Here is a 17,428-nt window from a genome sequence, read left to right on the forward strand (position 1 = left end):
CCGGCCCGGCCGGGGCTCAGCCGATGCGGGTGCCCGCGCCGGCCACCCGTACGCGCCGGTCGCCGGGGCGGAGTTCCACCGTCAGCACCCCGGGACGGCCCATGTCCTCGCCCTGGTGGAGGGTGAGGACGGCATCCTCGGGGACCAGCCCGAGCTCTCGCGCGTACGCCCCGAAGGCGGCGGCCGCGGCCCCGGTCGCCGGGTCCTCCACCACCCCGCCCACCGGGAACGGGTCGCGGACGTGGAACACCCGGTCCGAGGCCCGGTGGACCAGTTGCAGGGTGACCAGGTCCAGGCGCCGCATCAGCGCCTCCAGCCGGGGGAAGTCGTACGCCAGGTCCGCGAGCCGGGCCCGGGAGCCGGCGGCCAGCACCAGGTGCCGGGCGCCCGCGTAGGCGATCCTGGGCGGCAGCGCCGGGTCCAGGTCGGCGGCCGGCCAGTCCAGTGCGGCGAGCGCCTCGGCGAGGTCCGCCGGGTCCACCCCGGTGACGTCCGGCTCCACGCTGGTGAGGGTGGCCCGCAGCCCGTCCCCGGCCGCGACCACCGACACCGGTACGGTGCCGGCGGCGGTGGCGAACAGCAGCTCCCCGGGGCCGATCCGCTCGGCCAGGGCGATCGCGGCGGCCACCGTGGCGTGCCCGCAGAAGGGGACCTCGACCTTCGGGCTGAAGTACCGGACCGTGAACCCCCGGCCGGCCTCCGCGCCCAGCCCCTCCGGGGGCGCGGTCAGGAAGGCGGTCTCGCTGTAGCCGAGTCCGGCGGCGATCCCCAGCATGGCGGCCTCGTCCAGGCCCGAGGCGTCCAGCACCACTCCGGCCGGGTTGCCTCCGTCGGGGTCCTGGGAGAACGCGGTGTACCTCAGCACTTCTTCGCTCATGACCGGCCCAACCCGCCCGTGCCGCGCGGCATTCCCGCCGCGCCGGACCGGTTCGGCCACCGGCCCCGTATCCGGTTCCGTATCCGGTTCCGTCAGCCCCGGCCGATGTACGGCATGGCGGTGGCCATCACGGTGGCGAACTGCACGTTGGCTTCGAGGGGGAGCCCGGCCATGTGCAGGACGGTGCGGGCCACGTCCGCCGCGTCCATCACCGGCTCCACCGCCAGCTGCCCGTTGGCCTGGAGGATCCCGGTCTGCATGCGCTCGGTCATCTCGGTGGCCGCGTTGCCGATGTCGATCTGGCCGCAGGCGATCCGGTACGGCCGGCCCTCCAGGGACAGCGACTTGGTGAGCCCGGTCATGGCGTGCTTGGTGGCGGTGTAGGCGATCGAGCGGGGGCGCGGGACGTGCGCGGAGATGGAGCCGTTGTTGATGATGCGGCCGCCCTGCGGGTCCTGTTCCTTCATCAGGCGGAACGCCCCCTGGGCGCAGAGGAACGACCCGGTCAGGTTGACGTCGACCACCTGCTTCCACTCCTGGTGGCCGATGTCCTCCAGCGGGACCCCGGCCGGGCCGAAGGTGCCGGCGTTGTTGAAGAGGAGGTCCAGGCGCCCGTAGCGCTCCCGGGTGGCGGCGAAGAGGGCGGTGACCTCGTCCGGGTCGCTGACGTCGGTCGGTACGGGGAGGAGCTCGGCGTCCGGGCGGGCCTCCGCGGCGGCCGCGGCGGTGGCTTCGAGGGGTTCGGCCCGGCGGCCGGCCAGGGTCAGCGACCAGCCGGCCGCCGAGAGGGCCAGGGCGACGGAACGGCCGATGCCGGAGCCGGCACCGGTCACTACAGCGATCTTGTTCCCGGTTGCGTTCATGAGGCCGGAGAGTACGTCACAGCGCAGGTGGGGCCCGGGACGTTCCGATAGCTGAGAACATGGGTCGGTCCGGGGGTGTGACCAGACGACAAGCAGACTGGAGCTTTGTATGCCCGAGCGAGGCCACACCGGGGCCCCCTCCTCCCCAGCCGTCTCCACACCCGTCCCTCCCGCCACCCGGGCGGCCCGCCGCACCGGGCTGCTGGTGACCTTCATCCTCGGCGGGCTGTCCGCCATGCCGCCGCTGTCGATGGACATGTACCTGCCGGCCCTGCCGGAGGTCACCGCCTCGCTGTCCAGCCCGGCCGCGACCATCCAGCTGACCCTGACCGCCTGCCTGGCCGGCATGGCCCTCGGCCAGCTGGTGATCGGCCCGATGAGCGACAAGTGGGGCCGCAAGCGGCCGCTGACCATCGGCATGATCGTCTACGTGCTGGCCACCGCGGTCTGCGCGCTGGCCCCGTCCGCCGAGCTGCTCATCGCCTTCCGGCTGATCCAGGGCCTGGCCGGGGCGGCCGCGATAGTCATCGCCCGGGCCGTGGTCCGGGACCTGTACGACGGGGTCGAGATGGCCCGGTTCTTCTCCACCCTGATGCTGATCTCCGGTGTCGCCCCGATCGTCGCCCCGCTGATCGGCGGCCAGATCCTCCGCTTCTCCGACTGGCGGGGCGTGTTCGTCGTGCTGACGGTGATCGGCGCGGTCCTGACCGTGGTGATGTGGCGGGGACTGGACGAGACGCTGCCGCCCGAGCGCCGGCACACCGGCGGGGTCGGAGCCGCCCTGCACACCATGCGGGGGCTGCTCGCCGACCGGGTCTTCGCCGGCTACATGCTGGCCGGCGGTTTCGCCTTCGCCACCCTCTTCGCCTACATCTCCGCCTCCCCGTTCGTGATCCAGGAGATCTACGGGGCCTCCCCGCAGACCTTCTCGCTGCTGTTCGGCCTGAACTCGGTGGGCCTGATCGCCGCCGGGCAGGTCAACGGCAAGCTGCTGGTGGGCCGGGTCAGCCTGGACAAGGTGCTGGCCGCCGGACTGGCCGTGGTGCTGGTGTCCTCGGTCTCCCTGCTGCTGATGTCCGCCGGGGCGTTCGGCGAGGTCGGGCTGGTCCCGATCGCGGCCGGACTGTTCGTGCTGATGTCCGCGATGGGCGTGGTGCTGCCCAACACCAACGCGCAGGCCCTGATGCGGACCCCGCACGCGGCCGGCTCCGCCTCCGCGCTGCTGGGCACCTCCTCCTTCCTGGTGGGCGCGGTGGCCTCGCCGCTGGTGGGGATCGCCGGCGAGGACACGGCGGTGCCGATGGCCGTGGTGCAGGTGGTGTGCGCGCTGCTCGCCATGGCCTGCTTCGCCGGGATGTGCCGGCCCTGGCGGGCCGCCCGCTCGGCGGCACCGGCCGGGGTCCCGTCCGGGAAGCAGCCCGAGGCCCAGTCCGAGGCCCAGTCCGGTGCCCAGGCCGCGGTCCCGGCGGCGGGCGAGTAGCCCGCCGGGGGCGCCGTAAACTTCGCGGGTGAACGCCTTCGCCCCTGCCCCGTCCGAACCCACCACCGCCGAGAGCCTGCGGGCCGCTCTGGCCGGGCTGCTCGACGGGCTGCCGCCGAAGCAGGCGGCGGCCGCGGTCGAGCGGCTGATCTCCAACTACCGGGGGCGCACCCCGACCGACGCCCCGGTGCTCCGGGACCGCTCGGACGTGGCGGCGTACGCGGCGTACCGGATGCCGGCCACCTTCGAGGCGGTCCGGGCCGCGCTGGCCGGACTGCGGGAGGCGGCCCCCGGCTGGACCCCGGGCTCGCACGTGGACGTGGGCGGCGGGACCGGGGCGGCGACCTGGGCGGTGGACTCCGCCTGGGCCGGGCCCCGGGAGACCCTGGTGCTGGACTGGGCCGAACCGACCCTGGCCCTGGGCCGGGAGCTGACCGCCGGTTCGGGGTCGGCGGTGCTGCGCGGCGCCGAGTGGCGCAAGGCCGTCATCGGGTCGGCGCTCAGCCTGCCGGAGGCCGACCTGGTGACCGTCAGCTATGTGCTGGGCGAGCTGACCGCGGAGGCCCGCCGGGCCGTGGTCGCCGAGGCGGCGCGGGCCGGCCGGGCCGTGGTCGTGGTGGAGCCGGGCACCCCGGAGGGCTATCTGCGGATCCGGGAGGCCCGGGACGCGCTGATCGCGGCCGGGTTCACGGTGGCCGCGCCCTGCCCGCACGACGGGACCTGCCCGATCGTGCCGGGCGAGGACTGGTGCCACTTCTCGGCCCGGGTCAGCCGGTCCTCCCTGCACCGGCAGGTGAAGGGCGGCTCGCTGGCGTACGAGGACGAGAAGTTCGGGTACGTGGCGGCGGTCCGGTTCCCGGTGGCGCCGGCCGCCTCCCGGATCACCCGGCGGCCGCAGATCCGCAAGGGCCTGGTGCTGCTGGAGCTGTGCGGCCCGGAGTCCGAGGGGCTGCGCCGGGCCACGGTGAGCAAGCGGCAGGGCGAGGAGTACCGGGCGGCCCGGGACGCCGAGTGGGGCGACGCCTGGCCGCCGGCCGCGGAGTAGCCCGCGGGACCGGCGGCCGGGCGGTCGCGCCGGCGGTCAGGGACGGAGCTCCTGGGTGCAGCACTTCACGCTGCCGCCGCCCTTGAGGAGTTCCCCGAGGTCCATGGGGACGGGTTCGAACCCGCGGTCCCGCAGCGGGTCGAAGAGTCCGGCGGCGGCCTGCGGGAGCAGGACGTGCCGTCCGTCGGAGACCGCGTTGAGGCCGAAGGCCGCCGCGTCCTGGGCGGTGGCGATCAACGCGTCCGGGAAGAGCCGGCGCAGCACGGACCGGCTGCCCGGCGAGAAGGCGTCGGGGAAGTACATGACCTCGTCGCCGTCGAGCACGCTGAGGGCCGTGTCCAGGTGGTAGTAGCGCGGGTCGACCAGGTCGAGTCCGATGACCGGGCGGCCGAAGAACTCCTGGGCCTCGTCGCGGGCGAGCGGGCTGGAGCGGAAGCCCCGGCCGGCCAGCACCCAGCTCGCGGTGACCGCGAAGTCCCCCTCCCCCTCGTTGACGTGCTCGGGTTCGCGGACCTCGGTGTAGCCGGCGGCCCGGAACCAGTCCAGGTGGGCCACGGCCTCCGCGGTGCGTTCGGGGTGGGCGAACCGGGCGCCGAGGACCTTGCCGTCGACCACGGTCGCGCCGTTGGCGGCGAAGACCATGTCGGGGAGGCCCGGGCGGGGTTCGAGGATCTCGACCGTGTGGCCGAAGGAGCGGTACCGGTCCCGGAGGTCCTCCCACTGGGTGAGTGCGAGGGGCAGGTCCACCGGTTTCGTGGGGTCCATCCACGGGTTGATGGAGTACGTGACCTCGAAGTGCGCGGGTGGGCACATCAGGTAACGCCGGGGTGTGGCGTCTCTGCGCAAAGAGGGCTCCTCTGGAAGAAGCGAAGAAGCGTGCGTCGGTGGAGAGAATCGTCTCTCCTCGGGGGGATCCGGCGCAGTGATCCGTTCGGGTGATTTACCCGACCATCCGCCCCCCGGCCCTCCACTCTGGAGACGAGACGTCTCGGACCGGTACGGTGGCCGTATGGCCAAGACCCCTGATTCCGCGCGCCGCAGCGACCGTTCCCGCCGGGCCATCCTGGACGCCGCCCTGGCCCTGGTGGGCGAGGTCGGCTACAACAAGCTGACCATCGAGGCCATCGCGGCCCGGGCGGGGGTGGGCAAGCAGACCATCTACCGCTGGTGGCCCTCCAAGGCGGCCGTGCTGCTGGACGCCTCGCTGGCCCTCGCCGGGGACGCGGCCGAGGACGGCGCATGGGCCGGCTTCCCCGACACCGGGGACCTGGCCGCCGACCTGAAGACCGTCCTGCGGGCCACCGTGGACGAGTTCACCGACGAGCGGTACGCCGCCCCGGCCCGGGCCCTCACCGCCGCCGGGGCCACCGACCCGGAGCTGGGGGCCCGCTTCACCGAGCAGCTGCTGGAACCCCAGCTCGCGCTGTACGAGCAGCGGCTGCGGGTGGCACGGGATGCCGGCGGGATCGCCGAGGACACCGATCTACGGCTGGCGGTGGAGATGCTCCTCGGCCCTCTGACGTACCGCTGGCTGCTCGGCACCGGCCCGCTCACCTACGCGTTCACCGACGCCCTGGTCGACCGGGTGCTCGCCGGACTGCGGTGAGCAATGTCACCGGGTGCCTCCGACCCCCATCCATCCGGCCGACAACTGCTGTTTTGCCGGAGTTTCCTCGGATCTGCGGCGGCCCGCACCCATCCGGGGCGCTGACCCCGGTTGATGAGTCCGGTCACCCGGGGCGCAGGATGGTGGGACGATGTCAGGGTCTGCCGGGGCCAACGGTGAGGTGAGGGGATACATGGGGTCTGAGTCCGGCCGCTTCGAACGCGGTGAGCAGAGCAGGATCTCCCAGTGGCTGCGCCGACGGAAGCCGACCCCGGAAGACCCCGGCCGGGAGCGCGAGGCGCTCCTCCAGGCCGTGGCCGCCGCGGGGCTGCCGATCGCCCCCGCCGCCCATCCCGCCGGTTACCGATGTTCCTGCGAACGCATCGGCTGTCCCACCCCGGCCCGACATCCGCTGTCCTTCGCCTGGCAGACCCAGTCGACCACCGACCGCGCCCAGGTCGAGCGCTGGGCCCGCAACCAGCCCCAGGCCAACTTCATCACCGCGACCGGCATGGTCCACGACGTGCTGGACGTCCCGCTGGAAGCCGGCCGGAACGCCCTCGCCCGGCTGCTCGCCGCCGGCATCGAGGTGGGGCCGGTCGCCGAGTCCGGGGCCGGCGGGCCGGAGGCCCAGGCCCGGATGCTGTTCTTCACCGCCACCCGCGGCACCCCCGAGGACGAGGACGAGTGGTGGCCCTGCGAACTGGACTGCCACCCCGAGACCATGGACGAGCACCCGGGCCTGCGCTGGCACTGCCGCGGCAGCTACGTACTGGTGCCGCCGGCCGCCCTCCCCGGTGAGCTGTCCGTCTCCTGGCTGCGCGGCATGGAGCACCCGCTGCCCGACCCGCTGACCCTGCTGGAGACCCTGACCGACGCCTGCGCCCTGTACGCGGGCGCCGCCGACCACGACCCCGCCAGCGCGGTGGCCTGGCCGCTCAGCCGCTGAACCCTCCGGGCCGGGCGGCTCCCGCCCGGCCCGGCCCTGTCGCCGTCCAGGTCCAGTCCGGTCCGGTCCGGTCCGGTCAGTGGATCTGGGTGACCACCACGTCCAGCGCCCAGGCCCGGCCCGGCTTCGCCGGCGGCTCGCACTCCACCGTGTGGCCCAGGTCCCGCAGCACACCGACCAGTTCGGCGGGACCGGCCGGCGCCGCCCCGGACCGCAACAGGTCCCGGACCAGCCGGCCCTTGGTGGCCTTGTTGAAGTGGCTGACCACCGAGCGCTTCTCCACCCCGTCCACCATCTGGGAGTGCAGCACCCGGACCGTGGCGGTGCGGCCGGCCAGCTCCCCCTTCGGCTTCCAGGCCGAGGCGTAGGCGGACGAGCGAAGGTCCAGGACCGGCCCGTCACCGGCCGCCGCCGGCATCACCTCGGCCATGGCCGTCCGCCAGTACGCGCCGAGCGCGCCCAGCCCCGGCAGCTTCACCCCCATCGAGCAGCGGTAGGACGGGATCCGGTCGGTCACCCGCACCGCCCCCCACAGCCCGGAGAACACCAGCAGGGACTCCTCGGCGCGGGCCCGGGCCGCCGGGTCCAGATCGGCCAGCCCCAACGCGTCGTACAGCACCCCGGTGTAGATCTCCCCGGCCGGGCGGGCGGCCGCCGAGCGCAGGGCCGCGTTCTTGGCGACCTCGCCGCGCAGCCCCTCGCTGAGGCCGAGCACCTCGCGGGCCTTGCCCTCGTCGCCCGCGCACAGCTCGACCAGCTCCTCCAGGACGGCGGCGCGCGCACCGGCCAGCCCCGGCAGCGACAGGTCCTCGGGCTTCAGCGGTGCGCCGGAGCCGCCGGCGGCCTTTCCCTCGGAGGGCGGCAGCAGCACGAGCACGGTGGTTCTCCTTCGTACGGACACGGCGCGGGGGGTGCGGCCCCCGCACGAGGGTAAACCTCGCCACCCCGCCCGACCGCAATCCGCGACCCTCCCGAACCCGGGCGAACCCTCCCGATGGGTTCTAGGCTCGGTGCATGCCACGCCGCCTTGTGCATCTGACCGGAGCAGACGGGGACGAGCTGCGGGCCGCGCTGCGCGGCCTGCGGACCGAACTGGGCGTGGCCGGGGAGTTCCCGCCCGCCGCGCGGGCGGAGGCCGAGCGGGCCGCCGCCGCTCCCCGGCTCCCCGGCGAGGACGCCACCGACCTGCCGCTGTGCACCGTGGACCCGCCCGCCTCCACCGACCTCGACCAGGCCCTGCACCTGGCCCGCCGCCCGGGCGGCGGCTACCGGGTGCACTACGCCATCGCCGATGTCGCGGCCTTCGTCACCCCGGGCGGTGCCCTGGACGCCGAGGCCCACCGCCGGGTCAGCACCCTCTACTTCCCGGACGGGAAGGTGCCGCTGCACCCGGCCGTGCTCTCGGAGGGGGCGGCCAGCCTGCTGCCCGGCGAGCCCCGCCCGGCCCTGCTGTGGCGGCTGGACCTGGACCGGGAGGGCCGGGTGACGGCCACCGGGCTGCGCCGGGCCCTGGTCCGCAGCCGGGCGAAGCTCGACTACGCCGGGGTGCAGCGGGCCGTCGACGGGGGCACCGCCGAGGAGCCCCTCGCCCTGCTCCGGGAGGTCGGGCGGCTCCGGGAGGCCCTGGAGACCGAACGCGGCGGGATCTCCCTGGACGTGCCCGAGCAGGAGATCGTCCTCCGGGACGGCCGCTACGTGCCGGTCTACCGGGCCCCGCTCCCCGCCGAGGGCTGGAACGCGCAGATCTCCCTGATGACCGGGATGGCCGCCGCCGATCTGATGCTGGCGTCCGGCACCGGCATCCTGCGCACCCTTCCCACCGCCCCGGACGGCGCCGTGGGCCGGCTGCGCCGGACCGCCGCGGCCCTGCACATCGACTGGCCGCACCATGTGCCGTACGCGCGGCTGATCCGCTCCCTGGACCCGTCCGTGCCCGCGCACGCCGCGTTCCTCCAGGAGTGCACCACCCTGCTGCGCGGGGCCGGCTACACCGTGTTCACCGGCGGGCAGCTGCCCGATCCGGCCGTGCACGCCGCGGTGGCCGCCCCGTACGCGCACTGCACGGCCCCGCTGCGGCGGCTGGTCGACCGGTACACGGGCGAGCTGTGCCTGGCGGCGGTCGCCGGGGCCGCGCCCCCGGACTGGGTGGTGGCGGCCCTGCCGGCGCTGCCCCGGGAGATGGCCGAGGGCAGCAGGCTGGCCGGCACGGTGGAGCGGGCCGCCCTGGACCTGGTGGAGGCGGCGCTGCTCCGGGACCGGGTCGGGGACACCTTCGAGGGCACCGTGACCGACGTCCGGGAGCGGGACCCGCGGGTGGGCACGGTCCAGTTGGCGGATCCGGCCGTGATCGGCCGGGTCGAGTCCGCGGACGGCCCGCTGCCGCTCGGCGAACGGATCCCGGTCCGGCTGCTCCGGGCGGACCCCGGCGGCCCGGGGGTGCTGTTCAGCGCCCTGCCCGTCCGGTGAAGGCCGCCATCACCCGGCGGACCACCTCGGCCTGGGCCGGCGGGTAGTCGGCCAGCAGTGCCTCCCGCAGGCTGTCGGCCAGCGGGTCCGCGGGACCGCCGGCCGGCAGCAGCCCGAACGCCTCCTCCGGTACGGCGGCCACCAGCTCGGCGGCGAGGGCCGGGATGCGGGGGTCGTCGGCCGGGGCGTCGTGCAGGGCGTCGAGCCGCTCGTACAGGGCGAGCACCGACGGGTCGGCGGCCAGGGTGCCGAGCACCCCGTAGAGCGCCTCGGCGCCGCCCGCCGCGTCGAGCAGCTCCAGGTGCTCGCGGTCCTTGCGGGCGCTGGCGGAACCGGTGTCCGGTGCCCGGGCCAGCAGGGCGGCCAGTGCCGGGGAGACCGGTTCGGCGGTGCCGGGCGCGGCGGCCAGCAGGGCCGCCAGCCGCCGTCGGCGCTCACCGATCTCGGCCTGCTGCCGGGCCAGGTCCGCGTCCAGCTCGGCCAGGACCTCGGCCAGGTCACGGCCGGCGTCCTCGGCGAGCACGTCCCGGACCTCGTCCAGGGGCAGGCCCAGCTCGGTCAGCCGGCGCACCCGGGCCAGCAGGACCGCGTCCCGCACCCCGTACGTCCGGTAGCCGTTGGGCCGGCGCTCCGGTTCCGGGAGCAGCCCGACCTGGTGGTAGTGCCGGATCGCCCGGGTGGTGGTGCCGACGAGTGCGGCGATCTCTCCGATCCTCATGCGCCCAGTAAAACCCTCCCGCCGCGGCGGGTAGCATGGTCGTTCGCAGAACAACGCGAGCGGACGGCCGCGTCAGGGTTCCGGCCCTGCCGAGGAACGTCCGGGCTCCACAGGGCAAGGTGGTGGGTAACGCCCACCCGGGGTGACCCGCGGGACAGTGCCACAGAAAACAGACCGCCGGCGGCTTCGGCCGCAGGTAAGGGTGAAACGGTGGTGTAAGAGACCACCAGCGCCTGGGGTGACCCAGGCGGCTAGGTAAACCCCACCCGGAGCAAGGTCAAGAGGGATCCTCCCCGGAGGGTCCTGCGCGGACGATCGAGGGCTGCCCGCCCGAGTCCGCGGGTAGACCGCACGAGGCCGGCGGCAACGCCGGTCCTAGATGGATGGCCGTCTCCCCGGTGACCGCGAGGTCTCCGGGCGACAGAACCCGGCGTACAGCTCGGGTTGTTCTGCCACTCGTACCGAGGGCCCCGCACACGGCGTGTGCGGGGCCCTCGGTCTGTCACCGGCGGGTCAGCGCAGGTGGGAGGTGTCGTTGAGCAGCCGTACCGAGGCGTTGCCGTCCGCGTAGTAGGCCACCGCCGAGACCGAGGCGGCGGAGAGCTCCATCTTGAACATCGACTCCGGCGGGGCGCCGAGGGCCAGCCGGACCAGGGTCTTCACCGGGGTGACATGGGTGACCAGGAGCACGGTGCGGCCCGCGTGTTCGGTGAGCAGCCGGTCCCGGGCGGCCGAGACCCGGCGGGTGACCTGGGTGAAGCTCTCGCCGCCGCCGGTCGGGGCGGCCTTGGCGGAGCCCAGCCAGGCCTGGAGGTCCTCCGGGAAGCGTTCCTTGACCTCGGCGAAGGTGAGGCCCTCCCAGGCGCCGAAGTCGGTCTCGCGCAGCCCGTCCTCGATGGTGACGGGCAGTCCGAGGCGGTCGGCGACCGCCTGCGCGGTCTCCCGGCAGCGGCGCAGCGGGGAGCTGACCACGGCCGTGACGGTGCCCCGGGCGGCCAGGGCGGCGGCGACGGCCTCGGCCTGGCGGCGGCCGGCCGGGGAGAGCTCGGGGTCGGTGCCGCCGCTGCCGGAGAACCGCTTCTCCGGGGTGAGCGCGGTCTCCCCGTGCCGGAGCAGGACGAAGGTGGCGGGTGCCCCGAGGTCGGGCGACACCCCCCAGCCCTGGGCCGGGACGGCCGTGCCGGCGGCCGGCCGGGCCGGTGCCGGGACCTGTGCGCCGGCCGCCCGGGCGGCCTCCCGGTCCAGGTCGGCCTGGGCCACCGGGCCGTCCGGCCGGAGGCCGGTGCCCGCGCCCGTGCTGGTACCGGTGCTCGTGCGGGTGCGGGAGGGGGCGCCGGCCAGCGCGGCCCGGGCCGCCGCCGCGCCCGCGGCCTGGTCGCCGGGCGGACCGGCCGGCGGCGGGGCGGCGGCCGACGAGCGGGCCGCGCCTCGGTCCAGGGCGGCGGAGGAGCCGGAGGGCTCCCACTGCCTGCCGCGCTTGCCCGCGTCCATCGCCTCGTTGGCCAGCCGGTCCGCGTGCTTGTTCTTCTCGCGCGGGATCCACTCGTACCGGACCTGGGAGGCCGGCAGCACACGGGCCGCCGCCGCCGCGAGCGGCTTCATGTCCGGGTGCTTGATCTTCCAGCGGCCGGACATCTGCTCGACGACCAGCTTGGAGTCCATCCGGACCAGCACCTGTGCGTCGGCGGAGAGTTCGGCGGCCGCCTGGAGTCCGGCGATCAGACCCTTGTACTCGGCCACGTTGTTGGTCGCGACACCGATGAACTCGGCCCGCTCGGCGAGGGTTTCACCGGTGACCGGGTCCAGGACGACCGCGCCGTAGCCGGCCGGCCCCGGGTTGCCCCGGGAGCCGCCGTCCGCTTCGACCACCAGCCGCATCAGATGCCCGAGTCGGCCGTACGGACGAGGATGCGGCCGCAGCTCTCGTGCCGCACGACCGCGGCCCGCGCGGCCGCCTTGATCTCGTTGATCTCCGAGAGGTCCAGCTCCAGCTGGCAGCCCAGGCAGCGCTTCTGGTAGAGCTTCGCCGCGCCGACGCCGCCCTGCTTGGCGCGGATCTTCTCGTAGAGGGCGATCAGGTCGGCCGGCACGGAGCCGACGACGATCTCGCGGTCCTTGGTCACCGCGGCGACCTCGGCGTCGATCTCGGCGGTGGCCGCGTCCCGGCGGGCGGTCGCGTCGTCCTCCTTGGACTGGAGGGCGGAGACCCGGTCGGTCAGCTCCGCGACCCGCTCCTGCGCGGACTCGCGGCGCTCCATGACCTCCAGGACCACGTCCTCCAGGTCGCCCTGCCGCTTGGCCAGGGAGACGACCTCGCGCTGGAGGTTCTCCAGATCCCGGGGCGAGCCGGTGCCGGCGTCCAGACGCTGCTGGTCGCGGGCGGCGCGCTGACGGACCTGGTCGACGTCCTGCTCCGCCTTGGTCTGCTCGCGGGCGGTGTCGCTCTCCTCGGTCTGGGCGGCGACCAGCAGGTCCCGCTGCGAGGTCAGGTCCTTGGTGAGCGAGTCGAGCTCGGCGTGCACGGGCAGCGACTTGCGCTTGTGGGCGAGCTGCGACAGCCGCGTGTCCAGGGCCTGGACGTCGAGAAGTCGGATCTGGTCGGCGGGCTCGGCGTTCAGTTGGGGGCTCCAGGGATAGAGGGTGTGATGGCGGACGGCGCGTGGGCCGTCCAGGGGTCGGTGACCGTGCGCGAGACATGGGTGCGGAGGCCCCAGCCGTTGCGCTCGGAGATGGCGTCGAGCTGGGCCGCGGCCTGCTCGCACCAGGGCCACTCGGTGGCCCAGTGGGCGGCGTCGACGAGGGCGAGCGGGCTCTGCTCGCGGGCCTCGGACACCGGGTGGTGGCGCAGGTCGGCGGTGAGGAAGGCGTCCACACCGGCGGCCCGGACCTGCTCGAAGAGGCTGTCGCCGGAGCCGCCGCTGACCGCGACGGTACGGATCAGGGCGTCGGGGTCGCCGGCCGCGCGGATGCCCTGCGCGGTGGGCGGCAGCCAGGCGGCGGCCCGGGCGGCGAACTCGCGGAGGGTCTCCGGGTGGTCCAGCTCGCAGATCCGGCCCAGCCCCCGGCGGCCGGCCGGATCGGTGGGGTCCGGCACCAGCGGGCCGGTGACCCGCAGGTCGAGGGCGCCGGCCAGGGCGTCGGAGACCCCGGGGTCGGCGGTGTCGGCGTTGGTGTGGGCCACGTGCAGCGCGATGTCGTTCTTGATCAGCGTGTGCACGACCCGGCCCTTGAAGGTGTCGGCCGCCACCGTGGTGGTGCCGCGCAGATAGAGGGGGTGGTGGGTGACGAGCAGGTCGGCGCCCAGCTTCACCGCCTCGTCGGCGATCTCCTGGACCGGGTCGACGGCGAACAGCACCCGGGAGACCTCGGCCTCCGGATCCCCGCAGACGGTGCCCACGGCGTCCCAGCCCTCGGCCCGGGCCGGGGGCCAGAGGGCGTCGAGCGCGGCGATGACTTCAGCGAGACGGGGCACGGGGCAAGGCTACCGTCCGCCACGGCCGCCCCGCCCGGGCGGCCGGGGGCGGACCGGGCCGCCCGGGGACCCGGCCCACCGTCCCGGAGCCGCCCGGTTCCTCCCCGCTCGCCCCGATCATCCGCATACCGCACAGCACAATCACCTCCCCGACCACAGCCGAATCCCGGACCGGCCACCCTTATGTGTGAAGCGGGAGGGGTCGTGTTGTCCGGCGGGAACGGCGAAAACTAGCTTCCTCACCGGAGGTGACGCACAGATGACTGCCTGTGCTGTGGCTACTGCCGAGGAGGCCCCGGTGACTCCCGAGACCCCAGTGACCCCGGTGACCCCCGTGACCGCCGGGCCGTCCGGACCCCCCGGGCCGACCCCGTTCACGATCGCCGCGGACGGCTCCTACGCCGCCCGGCTCGCCGGACACGGCGAGGCCCGCTACCCGGAGCGCTGGACCCTGGACGGACCGGAGCCCTACGCCGTGCCGCTCCCGCTGGACCAGCCCGAGGAGGCGGACAGCGAGCTCCTGCCGCTGACCGACGGCCGGGTGCTGATCCACCGGCGGGTGGCCGACCGGCACGCCTTCGCCCTCCTCTACCCCACCGGCCCGCGGACCGGCCAGCTGCCGCTCGGCGCCCTGGGGGCCATAGACGGGCTGCGGGTCGGCCTGCTGCCGCCCTCCCCGGACGGCACCCGGGCCTACGCCCTGGCCGTGATCGGGGACTCCAGCGTGGTGTGGCGGGTGGCCGGCGGCGGTCCGGCGCCGGAACCGGTGGCCAGGATCCCCGGCCGCTGCTCCGGCGGGGTCTGGCTGGACCGGGGCGGCCGGCTGCTCGCCCTGGACCGCGAGCTCGGCGGGACCGTGAAGGCCGTGGCGGTGGACCTGGGGCGCGGCGGAGAGGTGTCCCCGCTGCTCCAGATCTCCGAGACCAGCGAGGACCGGCTGCTGCTGGCCGATCCGGAGAGCGGTCTGCTGCTGGTCCGCTCGGACGCGCCCGGCGAACCGCGGATCGGCTGGGGGGTGCTGGGCAGCGCGCGGCCGATCCGGTTCCCGGAGTGCCTGCGGGCGGAGGGGGCCACCGCGGTGCCGTTCGCGGTGCAGCCCGGGCAGGCCCTGATGCCGGAGGACTGCGCCGTCGCCCTCCGCCTGCACACCCCGGCCGCCGAGGGCCCGGACGGCACGGGGCCGGACGGGACGGGTTCCGGCGGCACCGGATACGGCGGGACGGGTTTCGGCGGGACGGGCGAGGCGCTGGCCCTGTGGCGGCCCGCCGACCGCCGTGTCTTCCGGCTCGGCGGCCCGGCCGGCTGGCTCGGCGGGGCCGGCCTGTGGACCCGCGAGGGCCGTCTGCGGCTCCCCTTCGCCACCCCGGAGGTGCCCTGCGGGGTGGCCGCGCTGAACATCCCCCAGGCCCCGCCGCCCGCGGTCCGGCTGGCCCCCGACCCGGAGCCGGCCCCGGCGGCCGCCCGCCCGGTCCCCCTCCAGCAGGCCCCGCTGGCCGCCCGCACCTGACGGGGCACCCTCACCCCAGGACGAACCGTTCGAAACCCGTCTCGGCGAGCGAGTCCGCGCAGTCCAGCCGGGCCGCCTCGGCGACCAGCCGTTCGTACTCCTCCCGCAGCACCGGGATCCGGTGGTACGCCACGCTCCGCGCCAGCTGGTCCAGGGCGAGCTCCGCCTCGTCGTTGTCGATGAGTTCGAGCACCGACCGCAGCGGACCGGTCGGCCCGAGGTCCTCCGCCGTCCGGCGGACGATCGACACGACGGTGGCACGCAACAGGGCGTCGGGGCACTCGGCGGGCGGGTTCATGCCCCGAGTGTGCCCCGACGCCCTCCGTAGGCCCACCGGATCGGCCGCGGTCGGCCCTGGTCGGCCCGGATCAGCCGTGTTTGAGGCCCAGTACCTCCGCCGCCGCGAAGGTCTCGCCCTCCGGGCGGGAGGCGTAGTGCGCGCCGAGCAGTTCCTCCAGCTCCTCGAAGGAGAAGGACTCCTTCGCGGTGTCGAACTTGGCGGCCACCCGCGGGCGCTCCATGACGACCACGATCCCGCCGTGCACCACGAACAGCTGCCCGTTCGCCCGGGCGGCGGCCGGCGAGGCCAGATAGCCGACCAGCGGGGCCACGTGCTCCGGGGCCAGCGGGTCCAGCCTGCCCTCCTCGGGGACCTGGAAGCCGGCGAAGACGTCCTCGGTCATCCGGGTGCGGGCACGCGGGCAGATCGCGTTGGCGGTGACCCCGTACTTGGCCAGGGCCAGGGCCGTCGAGGTGGTGAGCCCCACGATGCCGCCCTTGGCGGCCGCGTAGTTCGGCTGGCCGGCGGAGCCGCCGAGGAAGGCCTCCGAGGAGGTGTTGACGATCCGGCCGTAGACCGGGCCGCCCGCCGCCTTGGACCGCTCCCGCCAGTGCGCCGAGGCGAAGTGGGTGGTGTTGAAGTGGCCCTTGAGGTGGACCCGGATCACCGAGTCCCACTCCTCCTCGGACATCGAGAACACCATCCGGTCCCGCAGGATCCCCGCGTTGTTGACCAGGATGTCGAGCTTGCCGAAGCTGCCGACGGCCAGCTCGACCAGCTCCCGGGCCTGCGCGAAGTCGGCCACGTCGCCCAGATGGGCCACCGCGCGGCCGCCGGCCGCGCGGATCTCCTCGGCGACCTCCTCGGCCGGCGCGGCCGAGGCCTCCCCGGAGCCGTCCCGGCCCGGCTGCCCGAAGTCGTTGACGACCACGCTCGCGCCGAGCCGGGCGAGCTCGATCGCCTCCGCCCGGCCGAGGCCCCGGCCGGCGCCGGTGACGATGGCGGAGAGTCCCTCAAGTGGCAGTGACATCCGTGCGGTTCCTCTCGGTGCGGCTCGGTCGGTCAGAGTTCGATGCAGGTGCGCAGGGCGGTGCCGGTGCGCATCTGGTCGAGCGCGTCGTTGACCTCGGCGAGCTGCACCCGGTGGGTGATCAGCCCGGCCAGGTCGACGCGGCCGGCCCGCCACAGCGCGATCGTGCGGTCGTAGGAGCGCAGCACGTCCCCGCCGCCGTACATGGAGGGCAGGATCCGCTTCTCGTCGAAGAACAGCGAGAACATGTTGATCTGGAAGTTGTCGTCGAGCGCGCCCGCGCCGACCACGCAGACGGTGCCGCCGCGCCGGGTCATCGCGTACGCGGTCTGGGTGGTGGCGGACTTGCCGACCACCTCGAAGACGTAGTCGAAGCCCTCGCCCGAGGTGATCCGGTTCTTGGCGTCGTCGAAGGCCTCGGGGGCCACGGCCTCGGTGGCGCCGAACCGCAGGGCCGCCTCGCGGCGGGAGGCCACCGGGTCCACCGCGATGATCTGGGCGGCGCCCTGCACCTTGGCGCCCTGGATCACGGAGATCCCGACCCCGCCGCAGCCGACCACGGCCACCGAGGAGCCGGCCTCCACCTTGGCGGTGTTGATGGCCGCGCCGAGTCCGGTGGTGACCCCGCAGCCGATCAGGGCGGCGATGTCGAAGGGGACGTCCTCGGGGATCGGGATGGCGCAGCCGGCCGGGACCACCACCTCCTCGGAGAAGGTGCCGGTGCCGGCGAAGCCGAAGATGTCCCCGCCCGCCCGGCGGAAGTTGGGGGTGGCCACGTTCCCGAAGCTCTCCAGGCACAGGTGGCCCTGGCCCCGGGTGCAGGCGGGACAGCGGCCGCACGGCGGCAGCCAGCAGACGAGGACCCGGTCGCCGATCCGGTGGCCAGTGACCCCGTCGCCGACGTCGGTGATCACCCCGGATCCCTCGTGGCCGGGGACGAAGGGGGCCGGCTGCGGCAGCACCCCGCTCATCGCGGAGAGGTCGGAGTGGCAGAGTCCGGTGGCCTTGATCCGGATCCTGACCTTGCCGGGGCCGAAGCCCACGGCCTCCATGTCGTCGACGACTTCCAGCTTGTCCTGGCCGATCTCGCTCTGCAGTGCTGCGCGCACGGTGCGGCTCCTTCTGGTCCGTGTAC

At 74.9% G+C, this 17,428-nt stretch carries 17 protein-coding genes and 1 other RNA gene; 7 read left to right on the forward strand and 11 right to left on the reverse strand.

Going from position 1 to position 17,428, the window contains the following annotated elements:
• Nucleotides 1-16: 16 nt before the first annotated feature.
• Nucleotides 17-877, reverse strand: a complete 861-nt coding sequence (locus tag ACZ50K_RS02495; RefSeq protein WP_468896502.1) for a PhzF family phenazine biosynthesis protein — start codon at nucleotides 875-877, stop codon at nucleotides 17-19.
• 92 nt (nucleotides 878-969) lie between these two features.
• Complete coding sequence (locus tag ACZ50K_RS02500; protein WP_468896504.1) at nucleotides 970-1,740, reverse strand: SDR family oxidoreductase; 771 nt, start codon at nucleotides 1,738-1,740, stop codon at nucleotides 970-972.
• A 109-nt stretch (nucleotides 1,741-1,849) separates the two neighbouring features.
• Between ACZ50K_RS02500 and ACZ50K_RS02505 the strand changes: the two genes are divergently transcribed.
• A complete protein-coding gene (locus ACZ50K_RS02505; protein ID WP_468896507.1) occupies nucleotides 1,850-3,220 on the forward strand; it encodes a Bcr/CflA family multidrug efflux MFS transporter in 1,371 nt (456 codons plus the stop codon).
• Nucleotides 3,221-3,248: 28 nt separating this feature from the next.
• Nucleotides 3,249-4,265 (forward strand): small ribosomal subunit Rsm22 family protein, encoded by a 1,017-nt coding sequence (locus tag ACZ50K_RS02510; RefSeq protein ID WP_468896510.1) that lies wholly within the window; start codon nucleotides 3,249-3,251, stop codon nucleotides 4,263-4,265.
• 36 nt (nucleotides 4,266-4,301) lie between these two features.
• Here the strand turns inward: ACZ50K_RS02510 and ddaH are convergent, their stop codons facing one another.
• Nucleotides 4,302-5,111, reverse strand: coding sequence for a dimethylargininase (gene ddaH, locus ACZ50K_RS02515; protein ID WP_468896513.1), 810 nt, complete (start codon nucleotides 5,109-5,111; stop codon nucleotides 4,302-4,304).
• 163 nt (nucleotides 5,112-5,274) lie between these two features.
• On the opposite strand from ddaH, the gene ACZ50K_RS02520 reads away from it, so the two are divergent.
• Nucleotides 5,275-5,871: a TetR/AcrR family transcriptional regulator gene (locus ACZ50K_RS02520; RefSeq protein WP_468896516.1), complete on the forward strand. Its 597-nt coding sequence runs from the start codon at nucleotides 5,275-5,277 to the stop codon at nucleotides 5,869-5,871.
• 193 nt (nucleotides 5,872-6,064) lie between these two features.
• Nucleotides 6,065-6,820: a bifunctional DNA primase/polymerase gene (locus tag ACZ50K_RS02525; RefSeq protein WP_468896519.1), complete on the forward strand. Its 756-nt coding sequence runs from the start codon at nucleotides 6,065-6,067 to the stop codon at nucleotides 6,818-6,820.
• Nucleotides 6,821-6,896: 76 nt separating this feature from the next.
• On the opposite strand, the gene yaaA is transcribed toward ACZ50K_RS02525, so the two are convergent.
• Complete coding sequence (gene yaaA / locus ACZ50K_RS02530; RefSeq protein WP_468896521.1) at nucleotides 6,897-7,697, reverse strand: peroxide stress protein YaaA; 801 nt, start codon at nucleotides 7,695-7,697, stop codon at nucleotides 6,897-6,899.
• 137 nt (nucleotides 7,698-7,834) lie between these two features.
• On the opposite strand from yaaA, the gene ACZ50K_RS02535 reads away from it, so the two are divergent.
• Complete coding sequence (locus tag ACZ50K_RS02535) at nucleotides 7,835-9,286, forward strand: RNB domain-containing ribonuclease (protein ID WP_468896524.1); 1,452 nt, start codon at nucleotides 7,835-7,837, stop codon at nucleotides 9,284-9,286.
• On the opposite strand, the gene ACZ50K_RS02540 is transcribed toward ACZ50K_RS02535, so the two are convergent.
• On the reverse strand, nucleotides 9,264-10,004 hold the full coding sequence (locus ACZ50K_RS02540) for a MerR family transcriptional regulator (protein WP_468896527.1): 741 nt from the start codon (nucleotides 10,002-10,004) through the stop codon (nucleotides 9,264-9,266). The genes ACZ50K_RS02535 and ACZ50K_RS02540 overlap by 23 nt on opposite strands.
• Before the next feature lie 51 nt (nucleotides 10,005-10,055).
• Between ACZ50K_RS02540 and rnpB the strand changes: the two genes are divergently transcribed.
• Nucleotides 10,056-10,455, forward strand: an RNA gene (gene rnpB, locus ACZ50K_RS02545) — RNase P RNA component class A.
• A gap of 62 nt (nucleotides 10,456-10,517) precedes the next feature.
• On the opposite strand, the gene ACZ50K_RS02550 is transcribed toward rnpB, so the two are convergent.
• Genes ACZ50K_RS02550 through ACZ50K_RS02560 form a run of 3 tightly spaced genes read right to left on the reverse strand, consistent with a single transcriptional unit; the run spans nucleotide 10,518 to nucleotide 13,476 of the window.
• A complete protein-coding gene (locus tag ACZ50K_RS02550; RefSeq protein ID WP_468896530.1) occupies nucleotides 10,518-11,882 on the reverse strand; it encodes a bifunctional RNase H/acid phosphatase in 1,365 nt (454 codons plus the stop codon).
• Entirely contained in the window at nucleotides 11,882-12,622 is a 741-nt protein-coding gene (locus tag ACZ50K_RS02555; protein WP_468897179.1) for a zinc ribbon domain-containing protein, read from the reverse strand. Before ACZ50K_RS02555 ends, ACZ50K_RS02550 begins: the two co-directional genes overlap by 1 nt.
• On the reverse strand, nucleotides 12,619-13,476 hold the full coding sequence (locus ACZ50K_RS02560) for a Nif3-like dinuclear metal center hexameric protein (RefSeq protein WP_468896533.1): 858 nt from the start codon (nucleotides 13,474-13,476) through the stop codon (nucleotides 12,619-12,621). The genes ACZ50K_RS02555 and ACZ50K_RS02560 overlap by 4 nt, the downstream gene beginning before the upstream one ends.
• A gap of 259 nt (nucleotides 13,477-13,735) precedes the next feature.
• Between ACZ50K_RS02560 and ACZ50K_RS02565 the strand changes: the two genes are divergently transcribed.
• Entirely contained in the window at nucleotides 13,736-14,983 is a 1,248-nt protein-coding gene (locus ACZ50K_RS02565; protein WP_468896536.1) for a hypothetical protein, read from the forward strand.
• 10 nt (nucleotides 14,984-14,993) lie between these two features.
• Here ACZ50K_RS02565 and ACZ50K_RS02570 read toward each other — a convergent pair whose 3' ends face one another.
• The 3 genes from ACZ50K_RS02570 to ACZ50K_RS02580 all read right to left on the reverse strand — a co-directional run bounded on the left by ACZ50K_RS02570 (nucleotide 14,994) and on the right by ACZ50K_RS02580 (nucleotide 17,402).
• A complete protein-coding gene (locus ACZ50K_RS02570; protein WP_468896539.1) occupies nucleotides 14,994-15,281 on the reverse strand; it encodes a hypothetical protein in 288 nt (95 codons plus the stop codon).
• Between the two features lie 70 nt (nucleotides 15,282-15,351).
• Nucleotides 15,352-16,293: a 3-oxoacyl-ACP reductase gene (locus tag ACZ50K_RS02575; protein WP_468896541.1), complete on the reverse strand. Its 942-nt coding sequence runs from the start codon at nucleotides 16,291-16,293 to the stop codon at nucleotides 15,352-15,354.
• Nucleotides 16,294-16,325: 32 nt separating this feature from the next.
• Entirely contained in the window at nucleotides 16,326-17,402 is a 1,077-nt protein-coding gene (locus ACZ50K_RS02580; RefSeq protein WP_468896544.1) for a Zn-dependent alcohol dehydrogenase, read from the reverse strand.
• Nucleotides 17,403-17,428: the final 26 nt, after the last annotated feature.

It is taken from the genome of Streptomyces sp. NPDC033845, assembly GCF_055576225.1.